This is a genomic window from Pseudomonas sp. H3_A02 (assembly GCF_054671965.1).
Genome location: NZ_CP162807.1, coordinates 1,430,839 through 1,452,607, shown reverse-complemented (window position 1 = coordinate 1,452,607; position 21,769 = coordinate 1,430,839). Strand labels below are relative to the sequence as shown.

21 protein-coding genes and 1 pseudogene are annotated in these 21,769 nt (G+C 61.4%); 11 read left to right on the top strand and 11 right to left on the bottom strand.

Translation table 11 applies throughout. The features are described from left to right. Positions 1-182: 182 nt before the first annotated feature. The 4 genes from AB4N80_RS06140 to dadA form a co-directional block, all read right to left on the bottom strand. The gene (locus AB4N80_RS06140; protein WP_003206841.1) at positions 183-731 is read right to left on the bottom strand and encodes a cupin domain-containing protein; all 549 of its coding nucleotides are present in this window, start codon (positions 729-731) and stop codon (positions 183-185) included. A 128-nt stretch (positions 732-859) separates the two neighbouring features. After that, positions 860-1,933, bottom strand: coding sequence for an alanine racemase (gene alr / locus AB4N80_RS06135; RefSeq protein ID WP_305468823.1), 1,074 nt, complete (start codon positions 1,931-1,933; stop codon positions 860-862). A gap of 96 nt (positions 1,934-2,029) precedes the next feature. Next, complete coding sequence (locus tag AB4N80_RS06130) at positions 2,030-2,383, bottom strand: RidA family protein (protein WP_305468824.1); 354 nt, start codon at positions 2,381-2,383, stop codon at positions 2,030-2,032. Next, a complete protein-coding gene (gene dadA / locus AB4N80_RS06125) occupies positions 2,355-3,659 on the bottom strand; it encodes a D-amino acid dehydrogenase (RefSeq protein ID WP_092204785.1) in 1,305 nt (434 codons plus the stop codon). The genes AB4N80_RS06130 and dadA overlap by 29 nt, the downstream gene beginning before the upstream one ends. 156 nt (positions 3,660-3,815) lie before the next feature. Between dadA and AB4N80_RS06120 the strand changes: the two genes are divergently transcribed. After that, positions 3,816-4,304, top strand: coding sequence for an Lrp/AsnC ligand binding domain-containing protein (locus tag AB4N80_RS06120; protein ID WP_003206849.1), 489 nt, complete (start codon positions 3,816-3,818; stop codon positions 4,302-4,304). Positions 4,305-4,461: 157 nt separating this feature from the next. On the opposite strand, the gene AB4N80_RS06115 is transcribed toward AB4N80_RS06120, so the two are convergent. Beyond that, a complete protein-coding gene (locus AB4N80_RS06115; protein WP_122567552.1) occupies positions 4,462-4,815 on the bottom strand; it encodes a YkgJ family cysteine cluster protein in 354 nt (117 codons plus the stop codon). Positions 4,816-4,960: 145 nt separating this feature from the next. On the opposite strand from AB4N80_RS06115, the gene AB4N80_RS06110 reads away from it, so the two are divergent. Further along, a complete protein-coding gene (locus AB4N80_RS06110; RefSeq protein WP_460081159.1) occupies positions 4,961-6,274 on the top strand; it encodes an NAD(P)/FAD-dependent oxidoreductase in 1,314 nt (437 codons plus the stop codon). A gap of 115 nt (positions 6,275-6,389) precedes the next feature. On the opposite strand, the gene AB4N80_RS06105 is transcribed toward AB4N80_RS06110, so the two are convergent. Then, a complete protein-coding gene (locus tag AB4N80_RS06105; protein ID WP_053126531.1) occupies positions 6,390-6,635 on the bottom strand; it encodes a DUF1127 domain-containing protein in 246 nt (81 codons plus the stop codon). 179 nt (positions 6,636-6,814) lie between these two features. On the opposite strand from AB4N80_RS06105, the gene AB4N80_RS06100 reads away from it, so the two are divergent. After that, a complete protein-coding gene (locus AB4N80_RS06100; RefSeq protein ID WP_460081157.1) occupies positions 6,815-8,248 on the top strand; it encodes an aminotransferase-like domain-containing protein in 1,434 nt (477 codons plus the stop codon). Positions 8,249-8,309: 61 nt separating this feature from the next. Then, on the top strand, positions 8,310-9,875 hold the full coding sequence (locus AB4N80_RS06095; RefSeq protein ID WP_305468826.1) for a phospholipase D family protein: 1,566 nt from the start codon (positions 8,310-8,312) through the stop codon (positions 9,873-9,875). Between the two features lie 163 nt (positions 9,876-10,038). Here the strand turns inward: AB4N80_RS06095 and AB4N80_RS06090 are convergent, their stop codons facing one another. Beyond that, positions 10,039-11,181 (bottom strand): MFS transporter, encoded by a 1,143-nt coding sequence (locus AB4N80_RS06090; protein ID WP_460081154.1) that lies wholly within the window; start codon positions 11,179-11,181, stop codon positions 10,039-10,041. A 150-nt stretch (positions 11,182-11,331) separates the two neighbouring features. Beyond that, positions 11,332-12,825, bottom strand: coding sequence for an aldehyde dehydrogenase (locus tag AB4N80_RS06085; RefSeq protein WP_122567557.1), 1,494 nt, complete (start codon positions 12,823-12,825; stop codon positions 11,332-11,334). A 233-nt stretch (positions 12,826-13,058) separates the two neighbouring features. On the opposite strand from AB4N80_RS06085, the gene AB4N80_RS06080 reads away from it, so the two are divergent. Both AB4N80_RS06080 and AB4N80_RS06075 read left to right on the top strand, forming a co-directional pair. Continuing rightward, the gene (locus tag AB4N80_RS06080; RefSeq protein ID WP_122567558.1) at positions 13,059-13,418 is read left to right on the top strand and encodes a cupin domain-containing protein; all 360 of its coding nucleotides are present in this window, start codon (positions 13,059-13,061) and stop codon (positions 13,416-13,418) included. Between the two features lie 170 nt (positions 13,419-13,588). Further along, positions 13,589-13,834, top strand: coding sequence for an I78 family peptidase inhibitor (locus AB4N80_RS06075; RefSeq protein WP_240998492.1), 246 nt, complete (start codon positions 13,589-13,591; stop codon positions 13,832-13,834). Between the two features lie 75 nt (positions 13,835-13,909). Here AB4N80_RS06075 and rpmG read toward each other — a convergent pair whose 3' ends face one another. After that, complete coding sequence (rpmG, locus tag AB4N80_RS06070; protein WP_003177274.1) at positions 13,910-14,065, bottom strand: 50S ribosomal protein L33; 156 nt, start codon at positions 14,063-14,065, stop codon at positions 13,910-13,912. 11 nt (positions 14,066-14,076) lie between these two features. After that, on the bottom strand, positions 14,077-14,310 hold the full coding sequence (rpmB, locus tag AB4N80_RS06065) for a 50S ribosomal protein L28 (protein WP_003177273.1): 234 nt from the start codon (positions 14,308-14,310) through the stop codon (positions 14,077-14,079). A 437-nt stretch (positions 14,311-14,747) separates the two neighbouring features. Between rpmB and AB4N80_RS06060 the strand changes: the two genes are divergently transcribed. Further along, positions 14,748-16,334, top strand: a complete 1,587-nt coding sequence (locus AB4N80_RS06060) for an ABC transporter substrate-binding protein (RefSeq protein ID WP_460081151.1) — start codon at positions 14,748-14,750, stop codon at positions 16,332-16,334. A 160-nt stretch (positions 16,335-16,494) separates the two neighbouring features. On the opposite strand, the gene radC is transcribed toward AB4N80_RS06060, so the two are convergent. Further along, positions 16,495-17,169, bottom strand: coding sequence for a RadC family protein (radC, locus tag AB4N80_RS06055; RefSeq protein WP_460081149.1), 675 nt, complete (start codon positions 17,167-17,169; stop codon positions 16,495-16,497). Between the two features lie 145 nt (positions 17,170-17,314). Between radC and coaBC the strand changes: the two genes are divergently transcribed. The 4 genes and pseudogenes from coaBC to argB all read left to right on the top strand — a co-directional run bounded on the left by coaBC (position 17,315) and on the right by argB (position 21,573). Then, complete coding sequence (gene coaBC, locus AB4N80_RS06050; protein ID WP_003206865.1) at positions 17,315-18,523, top strand: bifunctional phosphopantothenoylcysteine decarboxylase/phosphopantothenate--cysteine ligase CoaBC; 1,209 nt, start codon at positions 17,315-17,317, stop codon at positions 18,521-18,523. 4 nt (positions 18,524-18,527) lie between these two features. Continuing rightward, positions 18,528-18,983: a dUTP diphosphatase gene (dut, locus tag AB4N80_RS06045; RefSeq protein ID WP_053126549.1), complete on the top strand. Its 456-nt coding sequence runs from the start codon at positions 18,528-18,530 to the stop codon at positions 18,981-18,983. Positions 18,984-19,236: 253 nt separating this feature from the next. Further along, positions 19,237-20,640: pseudogene (locus AB4N80_RS06040) on the top strand (phosphomannomutase/phosphoglucomutase); the annotation flags it as partial. A gap of 27 nt (positions 20,641-20,667) precedes the next feature. Beyond that, positions 20,668-21,573 carry an acetylglutamate kinase gene (gene argB, locus AB4N80_RS06035; protein WP_025216133.1) on the top strand — a complete coding sequence of 302 codons (906 nt, stop codon included), beginning with the start codon at positions 20,668-20,670 and terminating at the stop codon, positions 21,571-21,573. Positions 21,574-21,769 lie beyond the last annotated feature (196 nt).

Sequence of the window (21,769 nt, the reverse complement as noted above, 5' to 3'; positions counted from 1 at the left end):
ATTAGGTTCACGCGTACACCCTCAATGGTGGCTAGTCACGCCTGCGGCCACGGTTTGCAGGCGGGCGCAAGTATAGCGGTAAGCCTGTCACTCTGAAACAACCCCAAAGTCGCAAGGGTCTTGTTTGTCATGACAGCCCAACAAGTGGGCGCCTTTGCCACGCGGGCCTGGCGCCTCTTGGTCTAGAAATTGGCCGGTGTGGCTGCGCTGATCAGTCGCGCCGGCACGTCGAACGGATTACGGAAACGGTGGGGCTTGGTGCTTTCGAAATAGTAGCTGTCGCCAGCTTCAAGCACGAAGGTTTCGACACCGACCACCAATTCCAGCCGCCCTTCCACCAGGATCCCGGTTTCCTCGCCCTCATGGGTGAGCATCTCTTCACCGGTATCGGCACCCGGCGGATAGATCTCGTTGAGAAAGGCAATCGCCCGGCTCGGATGTGCTCGGCCCACCAGCTTCATGGTCACGGCGCCATCGGAGATGTCGATCAGTTCGTTGGCTTTGTAGACGATCTGGGTCGGTTTTTCCTGAAGGATCTCTTCGGAGAAAAACTCGACCATGGACATGGGAATCCCGCCAAGGACCTTACGCAGCGAACTGATCGAGGGGCTGACGCTGTTCTTCTCGATCATCGAAATAGTGCTGTTGGTGACGCCCGCGCGCTTGGCGAGTTCACGCTGGGAAAGGCCTTTGAGTTTACGAATGGATTGCAGTCGTTCACCGACGTCCAATGCTGGAGCCTCCAGGGAATCAGGTTGTGTGGAAAGTGACCGTTATCATGGCGACAGCGTTCAGTATTTACAACACTTTGACCCGAATCCTGTGCGGTGAAGCGACTTTCGGTAGGTTACGCTTTGTGTCAGGCCCCGGAATAGAGCCGTGGCACCCGCCGAAGGTTGCAGAAAATCTGATAGGGAATCGTGTCAGCGGCCTTGGCGACGTCACTGGCGAGGATGTTTTTGCCCCACAACTCCACGGCCGAGCCGAGCCCGGCCTGGGGGATATGGGTCAAGTCGACAGCCAGCATGTCCATCGACACCCGGCCGACCAGCTGGCTGCGCTGTCCATCCACCAGCACCGGGGTCCCGGTGGGCGCCTGGCGTGGGTAGCCGTCGGCATAGCCCATGGCAACCACGCCAACCCGAGTCGGTTGCGTGGTGACGAAGCGGGCGCCATAGCCCACCGGTTCGCCGGCGGGCAATTCGCGCACGCTGATGATTTTCGACTCCAGGGTCATCACCGGTTGCAGGCGCGAGGCGACGGCATTGGGCTCGTCAAAGGGCGTGGCCCCGTAGAGCATGATGCCCGGGCGCACCCAGTCGCTGGGTATCTGTGGCCAGCCCAGCACCGCCGGTGAGTTGCGCAGGCTGATCTGCGCCACCAGGCCCTGGCGGGCCTTGTCGAATATCGCCAGTTGCTCGGTGCTGCTGGGGTCGTGCAATTCATCGGCACGGGCGAAGTGGCTCATCAAGACAATCTTTGCCACGTTGCCGCTGGCGAGCAGGCGACGGTAGGCCGCCTGGTAATCCGCCGGATGCAGGCCGACCCGGTGCATGCCGGAATCGAGCTTGAGCCAGACCGTGATCGGCTGGCTCAGCGCGGTTTTTTCAATCGCTTCGAGCTGCCACAACGAATGCACCACGCACCAGAAATCGTGCTCGACGATCAACGGCAGCTCATCGGCTTCAAAAAAACCTTCCAACAGCAGGACCGGCCCACGGATCCCGCCGGCCCGCAGTTCCAAGGCTTCTTCGATACAGGCCACGGCGAACCCGTCCGCCGTGTCCTGCAGGGCCTCGGCGCACCGCACCGCACCGTGTCCGTAGGCGTCGGCCTTGATTACCGCAAGGGCCTTGGCCGCCGTGACTTCGCGGGCCAATTGGTAGTTGTGACGCAGGGCTTGGAGGTCGATCAGGGCACGGGCAGGACGCATGGCGGCAGGCTTCTAGGCGGTCATGAATAAAAAACCGACGCGGGCTGGCAGGGTGAACCAACCACAGCGCCGGAAGAGGGATCGTTTAGGCCGGAACTAAGGCAGCGCAGCCACGACGGACAGCTCCACCAGGATCTCTGGCTCACACAGCTTGGCCTCCACCGTGGCCCGGGCCGGGGCAACGCCTTTGGGCAACCAGTTGTCCCAGATGGCGTTCATGCCTTGGAAGTGGGCCTCGATGTCCTTCAGGTAGATCGTCACCGATAACAGCCGCGTCTTGTCGGTCCCGGACAAATCCAGCAAACGCTCGATATTGGCCAGGCATTCACGAGTCTGCTGTTCAATACCGGCGTTCATGTCGTCGCCGACCTGCCCCGCCAGGTAAACGGTGCCGTTGTGCACGACAACCTGGCTCATGCGGTCATTGGTGAGCTGGCGCTGGATTGACATGTTTTGCAGACTCCTGGGGTTTGCTGCCATAACGGGAAATATCGAGGCCTTCGGCGCTGATCTGCGGCTTTTTCTTCGCCATCAGGTCGGCCAAAAGGCGACCGGAACCACAGGCCATGGTCCATCCGAGGGTGCCGTGGCCGGTATTCAGAAACAGATTCTTGAACGGTGTGGCACCCACGATGGGCGTGCCGTCCGGGGTGGTCGGGCGCAGGCCGGTCCAGAAGCTGGCCTGGGCCAGATCGCCGCCCTGAGGATAAAGGTCGTTGACGATCATCTCCAGGGTTTCGCGCCGACGTGGATTGAGGGACAGGTCAAAACCGGCGATTTCCGCCATGCCACCCACGCGAATGCGATTGTCGAACCGGGTGATCGCCACTTTGTAGGTTTCGTCGAGAATGGTCGAGGTCGGGGCCATCGCCGGGTTGGTGATCGGCACGGTCAGGGAGTAGCCCTTGAGCGGGTATACCGGCGCGCGGATCCCCAACGGCTTGAGCAGTTGCGGTGAGTAGCTGCCCAGGGCCAGGACGTAGCGGTCGGCGGTTTCCAGCTTGCCGTCGATCCAGACACCGTTGATGCGATCGCCAGCGAAGTCCAGGCGCTGGATGTCCTGGCCGAAGCGGAATTGCACACCCAGCTTCACCGCCATTTCCGCCAGGCGCGTAGTAAACATCTGACAGTCGCCGGTCTGGTCGTTAGGCAGGCGCAAGGCACCGGCCAGGATGTCGGTGACATTGGCCAGGGCCGGCTCGACCCGGGCGATGCCTTCGCGGTCGAGCACTTCGAATGGTACGCCAGACTCTTTCAATACAGCGATGTCTTTTGCCGCGCCATCGAGCTGGGCCTGGGTGCGGAACAGCTGTGTAGTCCCGAGGCTACGCCCTTCGTAGGCAATGCCGGTTTCGGCGCGCAGCTCGTCGAGGCAGTCACGGCTGTACTCGGACAGGCGCACCATGCGCTCCTTGTTGATGGCATAGCGGCTGGCGGTGCAATTGCGCAGCATCTGGGCCATCCACAGGTATTGATCGATGTCGGCAGTGGCCTTGATCGCCAGTGGCGCATGGCGTTGCAGCAGCCACTTGATGGCCTTGAGCGGCACGCCCGGCGCGGCCCACGGCGAGGCATAACCCGGCGACACCTGGCCGGCGTTGGCGAAACTGGTTTCCATGGCAGGCGCTGGCTGACGGTCGACCACCACCACTTCAAACCCGGCACGGGCCAGATAATAAGCACTGACGGTACCGATGACGCCGCTACCCAAGACCAGAACGCGCATGTTGATGCCCTCATCGCGGATGATCCGCTGACGTTTGTTGTACATAGCTTTGATGGGCGCAGTGTAAAAAAGATCAGCCAGTGCTTTTCACTATATAAACACCTATATTTGGCGAGAATTCTCGGCAAAACCCCTTTTCATGGAGGCGCATCACCTGTGCGTACCAACACCCAGACCAAGCGCGAGCTGGACAAGATCGACCGCAACATCCTGCGGATTCTCCAGGCGGACGGACGGATCTCCTTCACCGAGCTGGGGGAAAAGGTCGGCCTTTCGACCACGCCCTGTACCGAGCGGGTCCGGCGCCTGGAGCGCGAGGGCATCATCATGGGCTACAACGCCCGGCTCAATCCGCAGCACTTGAAGGGCAGCCTGCTGGTGTTTGTCGAGATCAGTCTCGACTACAAGTCCGGCGACACCTTCGAAGAGTTCCGACGCGCCGTGCTGAAATTGCCTCACGTGCTGGAATGTCACTTGGTGTCAGGAGATTTCGACTATCTGGTGAAGGCGCGGATTTCCGAGATGGCGTCGTACCGCAAGCTGCTGGGGGATATCCTGCTCAAACTGCCCCACGTGCGCGAATCCAAGAGCTACATCGTGATGGAAGAAGTGAAGGAGAGCTTGAACCTGCCGATTCCGGATTGAGTCTGGCTCAAGGCAATGGTTATCTGGACGGCCGCTTTCGCGAGCAAGCTAGCTAGCTCCCACATCGTGCGGCAGTGAATACCTTCTTGTGAGCAATGAAGATCCATTTGTGGGAGCAAGCTTGCTCGCGAAGGCCACGACTCGGTATCGCTGCCTGCTAGACCAACACCTGCCGGGTGCTGGCCATGTATTCATGAATCTGTTTCTCGACCCGCGGATGGATCAGCTCCACCGGCCGCCGGCCATTGGGGCAGGGCAAGGTCGCCGTGGTACCAAACAGTCGGCAGATCAGCGGCCGCTCGTCGTAGACCGTGCAACCGTTGGGCCCCAGGTGCACGCAGTCCAGGGCTTCCAAGGCCGCGTCCTGTTCGGCGCGGGTCTTGCGGGGCAAGCGGGCCATTTCCTCGGGCGAGGTGGTGACCGGACCGCAGCAGTCATGGCAGCCCGGTACGCACTCGAACGTGGGAATCTGCTGGCGTAGCGTGCGGATTTTTTGACTGTTGCAGCTCATCGAGGCGGTTACCGAGAGGGACAAACCGGGATTCTGCCTTAAAGGCCGAGAGCCAGACAGCGCCAACCGACCGGTGTTGCCCAGAAAGGAATCCCCGGCTTATGCTCCGTAAAATTTCTCAAACACAATAATCAGGATTACGCACATGAACGCCCGTGTTCAGCAACCTGCCCCGAACCACGCGCACGCCGCCTCCTACTACGCCGCCAGCAGCCTGCCGCAACCGGACCATCCGCTGCTGCAGGGTGAGTTGCGGGCGGATGTCTGCGTCGTCGGCGGCGGGTTCTCCGGATTGAACACAGCGATCGAACTGGCCGAACGCGGCATGAGCGTGGTGCTGCTGGAAGCGCACCGGATCGGCTGGGGCGCCAGCGGGCGCAACGGCGGGCAATTGATCCGTGGCGTCGGTCATGGCCTCGACCAGTTCGCGCCGATCATCGGCACCGATGGCGTGCGCCAGATGAAACTCATGGGTCTTGAGGCCGTGGAAATCGTCCGACAGCGCGTCGAGCGTTTTCAGATCCCGTGCGATCTCACCTGGGGCTACTGCGACCTCGCTAACAAACCCAGCGACCTGGAAGGCTTCGCCGAAGACGCCGAAGAATTGCGCAGCCTGGGTTATCGCCACCCAACCCGACTCCTGCAAGCTGATGAAATGCACAGCGTCGTGGGTTCGGATCGCTACGTCGGCGGACTGATCGACATGGGTTCGGGTCATTTGCATCCGTTGAACCTGGCCCTGGGCGAAGCCGCCGCCGCGCAGCAACTGGGGGTCCGGCTGTTCGAACAATCGGCGGTCACACGCATCGACTACGGCACCGAGGTGAAAGTGCACACCCATCAGGGCTCAGTCCGCGCCAAGACCCTGGTGCTGGGCTGCAACGCCTACCTCAATGGACTCAATCCGCAACTCGGCGGCAAAGTCCTGCCGGCCGGCAGCTACATCATCGCCACCGAACCCTTGAGCCAGGCCCAGGCACAGGCGCTGTTGCCGCAGAACATGGCCGTCTGCGACCAACGGGTGGCACTGGATTACTATCGGCTTTCGGCGGATCGACGCTTGCTGTTTGGCGGGGCCTGTCACTATTCCGGCCGCGACCCGCAGGACATTGGCGCCTACATGCGTCCGAAGATGCTCAGGGTGTTCCCGCAACTGGCGGATGTGAACATCGATTATCAATGGGGCGGGATGATTGGCATCGGCGCCAACCGTTTGCCGCAGATCGGCCGGCTCAAGGACCAGCCCAATGTGTATTACGCCCAAGCCTATTCCGGCCACGGGGTGAATGCCACGCACCTGGCCGGCAAACTGTTGGCCGAAGCCATCAGCGGGCAGCAGAGCAGCGGTTTTGACTTGTTCGCCCAGGTTCCGCACATGACCTTCCCGGGTGGCAAGCATTTACGCTCACCGCTGTTGGCGCTGGGGATGTTGTGGCATCGATTGAAAGAGTTGGTTTAAAGAACTTCAGCACTACGGATGACGCTATCGCGGGCAGGCCTAGCTCCCACAGGTCAATTTCAAATCTGTGGGAGCAAGGCTTGCCCGCGATAGCAATCTCAGGACCCACACCGCTTCAAAGCCGCCAGAATGGTTTGAGCCCCTCCTCCCGCGCCTGCTCCCGACTCAGCCCGACGTCACGCAACTGTTCGGGTGTAAGTTCCAACAAGGCCTTGCGTGTATGCAGACGATGCCAGAACAGGGCCCAGCGGCTCAGGCCGGACGGCGCATTGCGCAATGTCGCGCTGCGCAGCCCCTTCTCCTGCCCTGCCGCCAGTTCCTGACTGTGTAACGTCAGCCGCACATCGCTCAAGCCGTTCATTTTGATCGCTCCTGTTTACTTGGGTAGCCAGAGGTTTCATGATGCGCGGACGACCGAAAACGATACAGATTCAACCAGTTTCTTTTATAAGCATACAGATTCGATATTTACGGCACTGAATCGTCATTTTCCACCTCAACTGTATCGGTTGCAGTTGTCCACCTCATCGGGAGCGCACCATGACCCTCTACGTGAACCTCGCCGAACTGCTCGGCTCCCGCATCGAACAGGGCTTCTACCGCCCCGGCGACCGGCTGCCGTCTGTGCGGGCATTGAGCACGGAACATGGGGTCAGTTTGAGTACGGTGCAGCAGGCCTATCGCGTGCTGGAGGACAGTGGACTGGCGATGCCTAGGCCCAAGTCCGGCTACTTCGTACCCGTGGGCCGCGAATTGCCGGACCTGCCGGTGGTAGGCCGGCCGGCCCAGCGCCCTGTGGATATTTCCCAGTGGGACCAGGTGCTGGAACTGATACGCGCCGTACCGCGCCCGGATGTGGTGCAGCTGGGACGCGGCATGCCGGACATCAACTCACCGACCATGAAGCCGCTGCTGCGCAGCTTGGCGCAGATCAGCCGCCGGCAAGACATGCCCGGCCTGTATTACGACAACATCTACGGCAACCTCGCACTGCGCGAGCAGATCGCCCGGCTGTCGCTGGACTCTGGCTGCCAACTGGGGCCCAACGATCTGATCATCACCACCGGCTGTCACGAAGCTCTGTCGGTCAGCATCCGCGCCACCTGCGAACAAGGCGATATCGTCGCGGTGGACTCACCCAGCTTTCACGGAGCCATGCAAACCCTCAAGGGCCTGGGCATGAAGGCCTTGGAAATTCCCACCGACCCACTCACCGGCATCAGCCTGGAAGCACTGGAACTAGCCCTGGAACAATGGCCGATCAAGGCCATACAGTTGACCCCCAGCTGCAACAACCCGCTGGGCTACATCATGCCCGACGCCAATAAACGCGCGCTGCTGAACCTGGCACAGCGCTTCGACGTGGCGATCATCGAAGATGATGTGTATGGAGAATTGGCCTACACATACCCTCGCCCACGCACCATCAAGTCCTTCGATGAAGACGGCCGCGTCCTGCTCTGCAGTTCATTTTCCAAGACCCTGGCGCCTGGCCTACGCATTGGTTGGGTCGCGCCAGGCCGGTACCTGGAGCGGGTGCTGCACATGAAATACATCAGCACCGGCTCCACCGCGCCACAGCCGCAGATCGCCATTGCCGAATTTCTAAAGGGCGGGCATTTCGAACCCCATTTGCGGCGGATGCGCACGCAATACCAGCGCAATCGCGACGTGATGATCGACTGGGTCAGCCGCTACTTCCCCTCGGGCACTCGTGCCAGTCGCCCACGGGGCAGTTTCATGCTGTGGATCGAGTTGCCCGACGGCTTCGACACACTGAAGCTCAATCGGGTCCTGCTGGACCAAGGCGTGCAGGTCGCCGTCGGCAGTATTTTTTCGGCATCGGGCAAGTACCGCAACTGCCTGCGGATGAACTACGCTGCCAAGCCAACGGCCCAGATCGAAGAGGCCGTACGCAAGGTCGGAGCCGCCGCTATCGCGCTGTTGAACGAAACCCAGCGCGACGTCGTCTGAACTTTATCCAGGGAAGCAGCACCCAACAGCCGATCAATGTGAACAAGCGGAACGATCCTACGTGAGATCCAGACCGATCCTGCCTGCGCTACTGTTAGTCGCCTCACTGCTGAGCGGCTGCGCCGGTCTTGATATCACCCGTGAGCCCTCCCAGGCCCTGCCGGCCACCGAGTCCTCGTTCGGCCGCTCGGTCCAGGCCCAGGCCGCTTCCCATGAAGGGCGCTCGGGCTTTCGGCTGCTGTCGGACAGCACCGAGGCCTTCACCGCTCGGGCCGAGCTGATTCGCCACGCCCAAGGCAGCCTGGATTTGCAGTACTACATCGTCCATGACGGCATCAGCACGCGGATGCTGGTGGATGAACTGCTCAAGGCCGCCGACCGGGGGGTGCGCGTTCGGATCCTGCTGGACGACACCACCAGCGACGGCCAGGATCAGATCATCGCCACCCTCGCCGCCCATCCGCAAATCCAGATCCGCCTGTTCAACCCACTGCACTTGGGACGCGCCACCGGCGTGACTCGCAGCCTCGGACGCCTGTTCAACCTGTCGTTGCAGCACCGGCGGATGCACAACAAGCTGTGGCTGGCGGACAACAGCATGGCCATCGTCGGCGGTCGCAACCTGGGCGATGAGTATTTCGACGCCGAACCCAACCTGAACTTCACCGACATCGACCTGCTCAGCGTCGGGCCGGTGGCCGAACAATTGGGCCACAGCTTCGACCAGTACTGGAACAGCGCCCTGAGCAAACCCATCGAACAGTTCCTGTCCCATCGCCCCACGCCCAAGGACCTGGCCAACAGCCGCCTGCGCCTGCAAGAGTCCCTGGAACAAACCCACAAGGAAAACCACGCGCTCTACCAGCAGCTGACCGCCTACAAGACCCAACCGCGCCTGGACACTTGGCGCGACCAGTTGATCTGGGCTTGGAACAAGGCGCTATGGGACGCGCCCAGCAAGGTGCTGGCCAAGGACGAACCGGACCCGCAGCTGTTGCTGACCACCCAACTGGCCCCCGAGCTGACGGGCGTGCGCAAAGAACTGATCATGATTTCCGCCTACTTCGTCCCCGGCCAGCCAGGCTTGGTGTACCTGACCAGTCGCGCCGATGCCGGCGTGTCGGTGAGCCTGCTGACCAACTCCCTGGAGGCCACCGACGTGCCCGCCGTGCACGGCGGCTATGCGCCGTACCGCAAGGCCCTGCTGCAGCATGGCGTGCGCCTGTTCGAGTTGCGCCGACAACCGGGCGATTCCGGCAGCAGCCCGCACCTGTTCTACAGCAAATCCTACGGCGAATCGGACTCCAGCCTGCACAGCAAGGCGATCATCTTCGATCAGCAGAAATCCTTCATTGGCTCGTTCAATTTCGACCCGCGCTCAGTGCTGTGGAACACCGAAGTCGGGGTGCTGGTGGACAGCCCTGAACTCGCCGGCCAAGTGCGTGAACTGGCCCTGCAAGGCATGGCGCCGGCCCTGAGTTATCAGGCCAGGCTGGAAGATGGAACGCTGGTATGGACCACAGAAGACAACGGCAAGATCCACGACCTGGCCCGCGAGCCGGGCAGCTGGTGGCGCCGGTTCAATGCCTGGTTCAGCACGACGATCGGGTTGGAGCGGATGTTGTAGGTCTGCACAAACCTCTGTGGCGAGGGGATTTATCCCCGCTGGCGCGCGAAGCGACCCTAAAAAAGGGTGATCTGCACCGATCCGACTGGCTGGATTCAGATTTTTGGGACTGCTGCGCAGTCCTGCGGGGATAAATCCCCTCGCCACAGGGGTTCCGGGATATTCAGGCGGGTTGGGTGGCCCCAAACGCCCCTTGACGCAACAACAGGATCACCAGCCCGAACGCCCCGGCCGCCATGAACAAAGGCAGTGCATGTCCGCTGACCCATTGGCTGCCCGCCCCCGCCACCAGTGGACCGATCAGACAACCGAGGCCCCACAACTGCGCGACATGGGCGTTGGCCCGCACCAGCGCATCGTCGCGGTAACGCTCGCCGATCAGGATCAGCGACAACGTGAACAAACCGCCCGCGCTGGCGCCGAACAGCACCCACAGCGGCCAGATCAACAGGGTATCGATCAGCAGCGGAACCGCCAGGCTCGATAACATCAGCGCCACCGCACACCCCGTCAGCAGGGCCCGGCGAGACACGCGATCGGCCAGGGCGCCAATGGGCAACTGCAGCAAGGCATCACCGACCACTACGGTGCTGACCATCGCCAGCGCAATGTCGGCCGTAAAGCCCTGGCGCAGGCAATACACCGGCAACAACGTGAGGATCATCGCCTCGAACGCAGCGAATAACGAGACCGCCCAGGCAATCGCCGGCAAGCCACGGCAAAACGTCCACAAATCGCCGAACGTGACGCTGCCGGCCTCGCTGCTCGGCGCACCGCTGCGGCCCAGCAACAGCAAGGGTGCGGCCAACAGCAGGCCGACGCCCACCCAGAACCCGTAGTCATGATCGGTCCCCAGCGCGCCCAGCAGCAACGGGCCGGACAACTGGCTCAGGGCGTAGCTGCTGCCGTACAGCGCCACCAACCGTCCACGCCATTTTTCAACGACCAGTTGGTTGATCCAGCTCTCACCCAGAATGAACACCAGGGTCAGGACCACGCCAATCATCAGGCGCAGCAGCAACCAGACCGGATAGCTGGGCAGCAGTGCCAGCAACCCGATGGACACCGCCCCGCCCCACAGGCACAGGCGCATCAAGGCCGCCGTGCCGAACCGCGCCGCCAGCCGGCTCGACACCTTGGCCCCGAGCAACACCCCCACGGCCGGCATGGCCGCCATCACACCAATGGCGAACGCACCGTAACCCCAGCCCTCCAGGCGCAACGACACTAACGGCATGCTTACGCCCAGGGCCAGGCCGACACTCAGGACGGACGCCAGCACGGCGAAATAGGTTGCCCAACGCATTTCCACGCTCCTGTGGAGGGTTACATTTCAAGCCCTGCGCAAAGCAAATGTGGGAGCGGGCTTGCTCGCGAAGACGGTTTCGCATTCAACAACTAAGTTGATTGAAACTCCGCTTTCGCGAGCAAGCCCGCTCCCACAGGTTTGGCGCGGTTACAGCTTGATCCAGGTCGACTTCAGCTCGGTGTATTTGTCGAACGCATGCAGCGACTTGTCGCGACCGTTGCCCGACTGCTTGAAGCCACCGAATGGCGCGGTCATGTCGCCGCCGTCGTATTGGTTGACCCATACGCTGCCGGCACGCAGGGCCTTGGCGGTCAGGTGAGCCTTGGAAATGTCCTTGGTCCACACCGCTGCGGCCAGACCATACGGCGTGTCGTTGGCGATTTCGATGGCCTGCTCGGCGGTGTCGAAAGCGATGACCGACAACACCGGGCCAAAAATCTCTTCCTGAGCGATTTTCATGGCGTTGCTCACACCGTCGAAAATCGTCGGCTCGACATACGTGCCGCCGGTTTCTTCAAGGATGCGCTTGCCACCGGCCACCAGTTTGGCGCCGTCGCTGTGACCGGCCTCAATGTAGGACAGCACGGTGTTCATCTGCTGGGTATCCACCAGCGCGCCGACGTTGGTGGCCGGGTCCAGGGGATTACCCGGTTTCCAGCCCTTGAGGGCTTCGATCACCAGCGGCAGGAACGTGTCCTTGATGGAGCGCTCCACCAACAGCCGCGAGCCGGCGGTGCAGACTTCGCCCTGGTTGAAGGCGATGGCGCTGGCGGCGGATTCGGCCGCGGCTTGCAGGTCCGGGGCATCGGCGAACACGATGTTCGGGCTCTTGCCGCCGGCTTCCAGCCAGATGCGCTTCATGTTCGATTCGCCGGAGTAAATCATCAGTTGCTTGGCGATTTTGGTGGAACCGGTGAACACCAGGGTATCGACGTCCATGTGCAGGGCCAGGGCCTTGCCGACGGTATGACCGTAGCCCGGCAGCACGTTCAGCACACCTTTCGGAATGCCGGCCTCAATCGCCAGTGCGGCAATGCGGATGGCGGTCAGCGGGGATTTTTCCGAGGGCTTGAGCACCACCGAGTTACCGGTGGACAGCGCCGGGCCGAGCTTCCAGCAGGCCATCATCAAGGGGAAGTTCCACGGCACGATAGCGCCCACGACGCCCACCGGCTCGCGGGTCACCAGGCCCAACTGATCGTGGGGGGTAGCCGCCACTTCATCGTAGAGCTTGTCGATGGCTTCACCGCTCCAGCTCAACGCTTGAGCTGCACCGGGAACATCGATGTTCAAGGAGTCGCTGATCGGCTTGCCCATGTCCAAGGTTTCGAGCAGTGCCAGCTCTTCGGCGTTCTGCTTGAGCAGGCCGGCAAAACGAATCATGGTCGCTTTGCGCTTGCTCGGCGCCAGGCGCGACCAGACACCAGAGTTGAAGGTGGCGCGGGCATTTTCGACAGCACGCTGGGCGTCGGCCACGTCGCAGCTGGCGATCTTGCCCAGCACACGGCCATCGACCGGGCTGAGGCAATCGAAGGTTTCGCCGGACACCGCATCGGTGTACTCACCGTTGATGAAGGCGCGGCCTTCGATCTTCAGGTCGCGGGCGCGTTGTTCCCAATCGGTACGAGTCAGGGTGGTCATGCGTGTGTCCTCCTCTTATTGAGTACGAACGCCGCGCAATGCGCAGCGCTCAAAAGAATTCTGCCCGGCCAGCTGTTTTCGGCGCCGTTTTCGGCTTAGGGCACCCGCCACCCTAAACCAGCGGCTGGTCATGTTTCAATATATTTGACACAACAGTGGCAAACGGCCTTGCGATGTTCGTTTTAATAAACATAGACTCGAGGCCTTCCACACGATCACTGGGGATCACCCGCATGAGCATTCAGGACATCGTCGACTTCAGCCAGGCCAATACCACCGCCGAACGTTATCGCCCGGATCCGGCCAAGGTGTTCAAGGGCGATCCCGAGCAAACCGTGTTCAACCACTACAGCAGCCCCTGCGGCCAGATGAACGCTGGCGTATGGGAAGGCGCCGTCGGCCAATGGATGGTCAATTACACCGAGCATGAATACTGCGAGATCGTCCAGGGCGTTTCCGTGCTGCGGGACAACGATGGCAACGCCAAGACCCTGCGGGCCGGCGACCGCTTCGTGATCCCGGCCGGGTTCAAGGGCACCTGGGAAGTGCTGGAGCCGTGCCGCAAGATCTATGTGGTGTTCGAGCAGGCCTGAACCACACCGTAAAAGACCGTGACACTTAATCATTGGTCAATAACCGCGGTGACGATTAAAACCTGCCATAGGCACCGCGCAATTTATCCTCACAGCGGGACGCGCAGGATGCGCGCCCCACCCAACCGGTGAGTGCCTTAACTTTTTAACTATCAGCAAGGAAGCTAGAAATGCCTAATCAAAACGACACCGTTGTCGTGCCGACGCCAAACGATCAGTGCGATATCGCTATCGCCCAGTACACCATTGGCCAAAAATACACCCCTGAGCTGCGTGAAGAAGTTCGCGCCCTGGCCAACGGAGCCCCGGTTCGCCCCGCAGGCCCAAAACACCCGATAACCTACGATCTGCGCCCGCGCCGCATCAACCTTGTAACCGATGCCGACGGCATTATCATCGGCATTAAATGCGGTTGATCCACAAGATCCAAACGCAACAAAAAAGGCCCGTATCTCGCGATACGGGCCTTTTTTGTAAGACGGAAAAATCAATTACTTGATTTTGCCTTCCTTGTAGATCACGTGCTTGCGAACAACCGGATCATATTTCTTGATCTCGATTTTGTCCGGGGTAGTACGCTTGTTCTTGTCGGTAGTGTAGAAGTGACCAGTACCGGCGCTCGAGATCAAACGAATCAATTCACGCATGATTAGCTCCCTTAAACCTTGCCATCGCGACGAAGTTCGGCCAGCACGACACTGATGCCACGCTTGTCGATGATACGCATGCCCTTGGCAGATACGCGCAGACGCACAAAACGTTTCTCTTCTTCAACCCAGAAGCGGTGATGCTGCAGGTTCGGCAGGAAACGACGACGGGTTTTGTTGTTTGCGTGGGAAATGTTATTCCCAGTCACCGGACCCTTACCGGTAACTTGACAGACTCTCGACATGCCTCAGCCCTCTAAAACCACATGCCCAACCCGGCATGGGTTGGCCGCTTAATCTCTCAGTCATTTGGCGCCAGGCGCCGCGTTTCTTTAAGGGTCTTACCGGCTACACCTACAGTGAAGGAACCGGGCCCCTAGAAAAGAGCGCTGCTTTATACCAGAAAGACCACAGCGCAACAACAGCCGATGTGATTTGTCTTCCTGGAGAAGCATCGACTAACCGCCCCGGACGGCGGGGGCAGAGGCTGGCACGGCCCCTGACCGCTCGTCGCTGCACGCAGGTTTTTTTCACGCGCGGCAGGTTCTGGCCATCCACACCGTCGCCGCAGCGTGCCGGAAAATGCAAAAAGGGGATAGTCATTTGGCAGCGAGCCCACTAGGGTAGGCCTTTTCCAGACTGCACTCGCAGATGGGCCTTCGACTTGCACAGGAAACCGACCATGCGCCTCGCTGCCCTACCGTTGTTGCTCGCCCCTCTGCTGATCACCCCGCAGGCCTTGGCCGCCGCCCTGAGCGTCTGCACCGAAGCCAGCCCGGAAGGGTTCGATGTCGTCCAGTACAACTCCCTGACCACCACCAACGCCTCCGCCGACGTGCTGATGAATCGCCTGGTGGATTTCGATACCGCCAGCGGCAAGGTGGTCCCCAGTCTGGCCGAGCGCTGGGAAGTCTCCACCGATGGCCTGACCTACGTGTTCAAGCTGCGGCCACGGGTCAAGTTCCATCACACCGATTACTTCACGCCGCGCCGCGACCTGACCGCCGAGGACGTGAAGTTCAGCTTTGAGCGCATGCTCGACCCGGCGAACCCGTGGCACAAGGTGGCGCAAAGCGGCTTCCCCCACGCCCAGTCCATGCAATTGCCGGTGCTGATCAAGAAAATCGACGCCCTGGACCCGCTGACCGTGCGCTTCACCCTCGATCACGCCGACTCGACCTTCCTGGCGACGTTGAGCATGGGCTTTGCCTCCATCTATTCAGCCGAATACGCCGATCAGTTGATGCAGGCCGGCACGCCGGAGAAACTCAACAACCAGCCGGTCGGCACCGGCCCGTTCATTTTCAACCGATTCCAGAAAGACGCTTCGATTCGCTACAAAGCCAACCCGGATTATTTTGGCGGCAAGCCCCAAGTGGACCCCTTGATCTTCGCCATCACGCCGGACGCCAACGTGCGCCTGCAGAAATTGCGCCGCAACGAATGCCAGATCGCCCTGTCGCCCAAGCCACTGGACGTGCAGGCCGCCCGACAGGAAGCGACCCTGAGCGTGGCCCAGACCGAAGCCTTCATGACCGCGTTCGTGGCGATCAACAGCCAGCACCCGCCACTGGACAAGCCTGAGGTGCGACAAGCCATCAACCTGGCGTTCGACAAGGCCAGCTACCTCAAGACCGTCTTCGAAGGCACCGCCGAAGCCGCTAACGGCCCTTACCCGCCTAACACCTGGAGCTACGCCAAAAGCCTGCCCGGCTACGCCCATGACCCGGCGAAGGCCCGTGACCTGCTGGCCAAGGCCGGTTTGAAGGAAGGCTTCAAGACCACGATCTGGACCCGTCCCTCCGGCAGCCTGCTCAACCCCAATCCGAGCCTTGGTGCGCAGTTGCTGCAATCGGACCTGGCGGAAATCGGCATCCAGGCCGAAATCCGCGTGATCGAATGGGGCGAACTGATCCGCCGCGCCAAGGCCGGCGAACATGACCTGCTGTTCATGGGCTGGGCCGGTGACAACGGCGACCCGGACAACTTCCTCACGCCGCAGTTTTCCTGCGCGGCAGTCAAATCCGGTACCAACTTCGCCCGCTACTGCAACCCGGACCTGGACAAACTGATCAGCGCCGGCAAGACCACCGGCGAACAAGGCGTGCGTGCCAAGCTCTACGAGCAGGCCCAGGCCCAGATCCAGCAGCAGGCCCTGTGGCTGCCCCTGGCCCACCCCACCGCCTTCGCGCTGACCCGCAAGGATGTGCAGGGTTATGCGGTGAGCCCGTTTGGGCGGCAGGACTACTCCAAGGTCAGCCTCAAGTAACCTCGGCCCACGGAGCCTCCCCCAGTGAAAGCCTGTGGGAGCCTGTGGGAGCAAAGCTTGCTCGCGATAGCGGTGTTACAGCCAACAGAAGTGTTGCATGTGGCGACGTCATCGCGAGCAAGCTTTGCCCCCACAAGGGATTATTCAAGCCTGACCGGGCCTACATCCACCCATACTCCGCCATCGACAGCGGCTCCCCATCGCCAACGATGAAGTGGTCGAGCACCCGCACGTCGATCAGCTCCAGAGCCTCCTGGAGCCGCTCGGTGAGCACCCGGTCGGCCTGGCTGGGCTCGGTGTTGCCGGAGGGGTGGTTGTGGCACAGGATCAACGCAGCGGCGTTGTGGGCCAGGGCCCGCTTGACCACCTGCCGGGGATGGACACTGGCGCTGTCGATAGAACCGCGGAACAGCGCCTCGAAGGTCAGCACCTGATGCTTAGAATTGAGAAACAGGCAACCGAACACCTCGTGGGGTTCGTGGCGCAGCATGGACTTCAGGTATTCCCGCACCGCGTACGGGCTTTCCAACATGGTCTTTTCCCGCGCCCGTTCAGCCAAATGCCGCCGACTCATTTCCTGAGCCGCCTGCAGTTGAGCAAACTTCGCCGGCCCGAGCCCCATGTGATTGCTGAATGTGATCTGATCCGCTTCCAGCAGCGCGCGCAGGCTGCCAAATTGAATCAACAGTTGTCGCGCCAGATCCACCGCGCTTTTACCGGACACCCCGGTGCGTAAAAAAATCGCCAGCAGCTCGGCGTCCGAAAGACTCCCCGCCCCCAGCGCCAATAACCTCTCCCGCGGCCGCTCGGCCGCGGGCCAATCGCGAATACTCATGGCATCTCCCTGATTGTGGGCGCCGCTGTTCCGTAGCGGTCGCTGTGATATCGTAGCCCATCTTTTTTTGCAGGCGATTTGCACCCTGGCAGCTGCTGCCAAGGGGTTCGCCTTGCACTGACCACTGAAATCGAAAGGCAGGCCTATGCAGCGGCTGTATCGGAAACGCATCGTTCTGGGCGTCGGCGGCGGCATTGCCGCCTACAAGAGCGCCGAGCTGGTTCGCCGACTCATCGACCAGGGCGCGGAAGTACGGGTCGTCATGACCCGTGGCGGCAGCGAGTTCATTACCCCACTGACCATGCAAGCCCTGTCCGGGCACCCGGTCCACCTGGACCTGCTCGACCCGGCGGCCGAAGCCGCCATGGGCCATATCGAACTGGCCAAGTGGGCCGACCTGGTGCTGATCGCCCCGGCCACGGCTGACCTGATCGCCCGCCTGGCCCAAGGCATCGCCGACGACCTGTTGACCACCCTGGTGCTCGCCACCGACGCCGTGGTCGCTGTCGCACCGGCCATGAACCAGGCCATGTGGCGCGACCCGGCCACCCAGGCCAACCTGCAATTGCTGGAAAGCCGCGCCCTGAAAGTCTTCGGCCCGGCCTCCGGCAGCCAGGCCTGCGGCGATGTCGGCATGGGGCGCATGCTCGAAGCCACGGACCTGGCCCAATGCGCCGCCGACTGCTTCCAGCGCCAGGCCCTGACCGGCAAGCACGTGCTGATCACCGCCGGGCCGACCCAGGAAAACATCGACCCGGTGCGCTACATCACCAACCACAGCTCCGGGAAAATGGGCTTCGCCCTGGCCGAAGCCGCCGTGGAAGCCGGCGCCCGGGTGACACTGATCACCGGCCCCGTGCACTTGCCGACCCCGGACCGGGTCACGCGCATCGATGTGGTCAGTGCCCGGGACATGCTCGCGGCCTGCGAAGCGGCCATCCCCTGCGACCTGTTCATCGCCTCGGCTGCGGTAGCGGACTACCGCCCCGAAGTCGTTGCCCCGCAAAAATTGAAGAAAGACCCTACAAGCGGCGACGGCCTGCTACTACAAATGGTGCGCAACCCGGACATCCTGGCCAGCATCGCCACCCGCCCCGACCGTCCGTTCAGTGTCGGCTTTGCCGCCGAGACCGAACACCTGCTCGATTACGCCGCCCGCAAGCTCAAGGACAAGAACCTCGACCTGATCGTCGCCAACGACGTCGCCAACCCGAGCATCGGCTTCAACAGCGAAGAAAACGCCTGCAGCGTGATCGACCGCCAGTTGCACGCCACGCTTTTCGCCCAGACCAGCAAGAGCAAGATTGCCCGCCAGCTGATCACCTTTATCGCCGAACGTCTGAACCAGGTTTAATGTCATGCACGCCCTACAAGCCAAGATCCTCGACCCACGCATCGGTAGCGAATTCCCGCTGCCGCAATACGCCACACCGGGCTCCGCCGGCCTCGACCTGCGGGCGATGCTCAAGCAGGACACGATCCTGGAACCAGGCCAGACCCTGCTGATTCCTACCGGCCTGTCGGTGTACATCGGCGACCCGGGCCTTGCCGCGCTGATCCTGCCGCGCTCGGGCCTGGGCCACAAGCACGGCATCGTGCTGGGCAACCTGGTGGGCCTGATCGATTCCGACTACCAGGGCGAATTGATGGTGTCGTGCTGGAACCGCGGCCAAACGGCCTTCAACATTGCCGTGGGCGAGCGCATCGCGCAGTTGGTGCTGGTGCCGGTGGTCCAGGCTCACTTCGAACTGGTCGAGGAATTCGACGAGAGCCAGCGCGGCGCCGGTGGTTTCGGGCATTCCGGCAGCCACTGACCGCGCGGTTCCGGGCCGGGCGTCCTGCCCGGGCCCGTTTGTTAAGCTTCTGTTTCAGGGCAAAAAATGCGCAATGGCTTTCTGCTAGGTTTCCCATCCGGAATCAATGTATTAGGCGAGCGAGGGCGGGGTAACGCTGTCTCATGGCAATTTCCCACCACGAACTCTCTGTCAAAAACGCCGTCATACCCTTCAGCTTGAGCCTGCCGACGCCCTGTGTCGGCCTGTCCAGTCACTTTCCTGATAGAGCGCCCCGCCCATGAACACCCCAGCCGCAATCGCCCCGATCTTCCCTGAAAGCATTTTCCGCGCCTACGACATCCGTGGCGTGGTACCGGAAACCCTCACCGCCGAAACCGCCTACTGGATCGGCCGCGCCATTGGCTCCCAGAGCCTGGCCCAGGGCGAACCGAACGTGTGCGTCGGCCGTGACGGCCGCTTGTCGGGCCCCGAGCTGGTCGAACAATTGATCAAAGGCGTTGCCGACAGCGGCTGCCACGTCAGCGACGTGGGCCTGGTGCCGACGCCAGCGCTGTACTACGCCGCCAACGTGCTGGCCGGCAAGTCCGGGGTGATGCTCACCGGCAGCCACAACCCGTCGAACTACAACGGCTTCAAGATCGTCATCGCCGGCGATACCCTCGCCAACGAGCAGATCCAGGCCCTGCACACCCGCCTCAAGACCAACGACCTGAGCAGCGGCCAGGGCAGCGTGACCAAGGTCGACATCCTCGAGCGCTACAACGACGAGATCGTCAAGGACGTGAAGCTCGCCCGACGCCTGAAAGTGGTGGTCGACTGCGGCAACGGCGCGGCCGGCGTGATCGCCCCGCAACTGATCGAAGCCCTGAACTGCGAAGTCATCCCGCTGTTCTGCGACGTGGACGGCAACTTCCCCAACCACCACCCGGACCCGGGCAAGCTGGAAAACCTGCAAGACCTGATCGCCAAGGTCAAGGAAACCAACGCCGACCTGGGCCTGGCCTTCGACGGCGACGGCGACCGCGTGGGCGTGGTGACCAATACCGGCAGCGTGGTATTCCCCGACCGTCTGCTGATGCTGTTCGCTCGCGACGTGGTGGCGCGCAATCCGAACGCCGAAATCATCTTCGACGTGAAGTGCACCCGTCGCCTGGTGCCGCTGATCAAGGAATATGGCGGTCGTCCGCTGATGTGGAAAACCGGTCATTCGTTGATCAAGAAAAAAATGAAACAGAGCGGCGCCCTGCTGGCCGGCGAAATGAGCGGCCACATCTTCTTCAAGGAGCGCTGGTTCGGTTTCGACGACGGTATCTACAGCGCCGCGCGCCTGCTGGAGATCCTCAGCAAGGAAAAATCCACGGCCGAAGAACTGTTCGCAACCTTCCCGAACGATATTTCTACGCCAGAAATCAATATCCATGTGACCGAAGAGAGCAAATTCAGCATCATTGATGCACTGCACGACGCCCAGTGGGGCGAAGGCGCCGAACTGACCACCATCGACGGTGTACGGGTCGACTACCCACAAGGCTGGGGCCTGGTCCGCGCGTCCAACACCACCCCGGTGCTGGTACTGCGTTTCGAGGCCGACAACGAGGCCGAACTGCAGCGCATCAAGGACGTGTTCCACACCCAACTCAAACGTGTTGCACCTGATCTCCAACTACCGTTTTGATTTTTTGAAGCACTACCGGAGCCCTGAATGACCCTCGAACGCGAAGCCGCCGCCAACACCGCCAAGGTCCTGTCCGAAGCGTTGCCTTATATCCGACGCTACGTCGGCAAGACCCTGGTGATCAAATACGGCGGCAACGCGATGGAAAGCGAGGAGCTGAAAACCGGCTTCGCCCGCGACATCGTGCTGATGAAGGCCGTGGGCATCAACCCGGTGGTGGTCCACGGCGGCGGCCCGCAAATCGGCGACCTGCTCAAGCGCCTGTCGATCGAGAGCCACTTCATCGACGGCATGCGCGTGACCGATGCACAGACCATGGATGTGGTGGAAATGGTCCTCGGCGGCCAGGTCAACAAGGACATCGTCAACCTGATCAACCGCCATGGCGGCAGCGCCATTGGCCTGACGGGCAAGGACGCCGAGCTGATCCGGGCGAAGAAACTCACCGTCACCCGCCAGACCCCGGAGATGACCCAGCCGGAAATCATCGACATCGGTCACGTGGGCGAAGTGGTCGGCATCAACACCGACCTGCTGAACCTGCTGGTCAAGGGCGACTTCATCCCGGTCATCGCGCCCATCGGCGTAGGCGCCAACGGTGAGTCGTACAACATCAACGCCGACCTGGTGGCGGGCAAGGTTGCCGAGGCGCTGAAAGCTGAAAAGCTGATGTTGCTGACCAACATCGCCGGCCTGATGGACAAGACCGGCAAGGTCCTGACCGGGCTGTCGACCCAACAGGTCGATGACCTGATCGCCGACGGCACCATCTACGGCGGCATGCTGCCGAAGATTCGTTGCGCGCTGGAAGCGGTACAGGGCGGCGTCGGCAGCTCGCTGATCATCGATGGCCGGGTGCCGAATGCGATCCTGCTGGAGATCTTCACCGATACGGGTGTGGGTACGTTGATCAGCAATCGCAAGCGTCCCTGATACCTGAATACACAAAAATCGCGACCTTGACGGCTTCAAAGCGGAATTCAAAACCACGAAGTCCATTTGGAACCGTCAAGGCTCGCGATTTTTTGCGAGCAGGAAGGACCCAGGTATTGCCTTGAGTTTCAGCAATATCCTTATTTCAACGAATGTTGAAAATAGCTTTCCTGGTGAAATTTGTAGACGATTTTCA

Excerpts from the sequence above, each read along its gene's own strand:
- AB4N80_RS06085 (WP_122567557.1), bottom strand. The coding sequence starts at position 12,825 with ATGACCACCCTGACTCGTACCGATTGGGAACAACGCGCCCGCGACCTG.
- radC (WP_460081149.1), bottom strand. The coding sequence starts at position 17,169 with ATGAGTATTCGCGATTGGCCCGCGGCCGAGCGGCCGCGGGAGAGGTTA.
- AB4N80_RS06090 (WP_460081154.1), bottom strand. The coding sequence starts at position 11,181 with ATGCGTTGGGCAACCTATTTCGCCGTGCTGGCGTCCGTCCTGAGTGTC.
- AB4N80_RS06075 (WP_240998492.1), top strand. The coding sequence starts at position 13,589 with ATGCCTAATCAAAACGACACCGTTGTCGTGCCGACGCCAAACGATCAG.
- AB4N80_RS06110 (WP_460081159.1), top strand. The coding sequence starts at position 4,961 with ATGAACGCCCGTGTTCAGCAACCTGCCCCGAACCACGCGCACGCCGCC.
- dadA (WP_092204785.1), bottom strand. The coding sequence starts at position 3,659 with ATGCGCGTTCTGGTCTTGGGTAGCGGCGTCATCGGTACCGTCAGTGCT.
- alr (WP_305468823.1), bottom strand. The coding sequence starts at position 1,933 with ATGCGTCCTGCCCGTGCCCTGATCGACCTCCAAGCCCTGCGTCACAAC.
- rpmG (WP_003177274.1), bottom strand. The coding sequence starts at position 14,065 with ATGCGTGAATTGATTCGTTTGATCTCGAGCGCCGGTACTGGTCACTTC.
- AB4N80_RS06105 (WP_053126531.1), bottom strand. The coding sequence starts at position 6,635 with ATGAACGGCTTGAGCGATGTGCGGCTGACGTTACACAGTCAGGAACTG.
- dut (WP_053126549.1), top strand. The coding sequence starts at position 18,528 with ATGCACGCCCTACAAGCCAAGATCCTCGACCCACGCATCGGTAGCGAA.
- AB4N80_RS06080 (WP_122567558.1), top strand. The coding sequence starts at position 13,059 with ATGAGCATTCAGGACATCGTCGACTTCAGCCAGGCCAATACCACCGCC.
- argB (WP_025216133.1), top strand. The coding sequence starts at position 20,668 with ATGACCCTCGAACGCGAAGCCGCCGCCAACACCGCCAAGGTCCTGTCC.
- rpmB (WP_003177273.1), bottom strand. The coding sequence starts at position 14,310 with ATGTCGAGAGTCTGTCAAGTTACCGGTAAGGGTCCGGTGACTGGGAAT.
- AB4N80_RS06130 (WP_305468824.1), bottom strand. The coding sequence starts at position 2,383 with ATGTCAATCCAGCGCCAGCTCACCAATGACCGCATGAGCCAGGTTGTC.
- AB4N80_RS06060 (WP_460081151.1), top strand. The coding sequence starts at position 14,748 with ATGCGCCTCGCTGCCCTACCGTTGTTGCTCGCCCCTCTGCTGATCACC.
- AB4N80_RS06115 (WP_122567552.1), bottom strand. The coding sequence starts at position 4,815 with ATGAGCTGCAACAGTCAAAAAATCCGCACGCTACGCCAGCAGATTCCC.
- coaBC (WP_003206865.1), top strand. The coding sequence starts at position 17,315 with ATGCAGCGGCTGTATCGGAAACGCATCGTTCTGGGCGTCGGCGGCGGC.
- AB4N80_RS06100 (WP_460081157.1), top strand. The coding sequence starts at position 6,815 with ATGACCCTCTACGTGAACCTCGCCGAACTGCTCGGCTCCCGCATCGAA.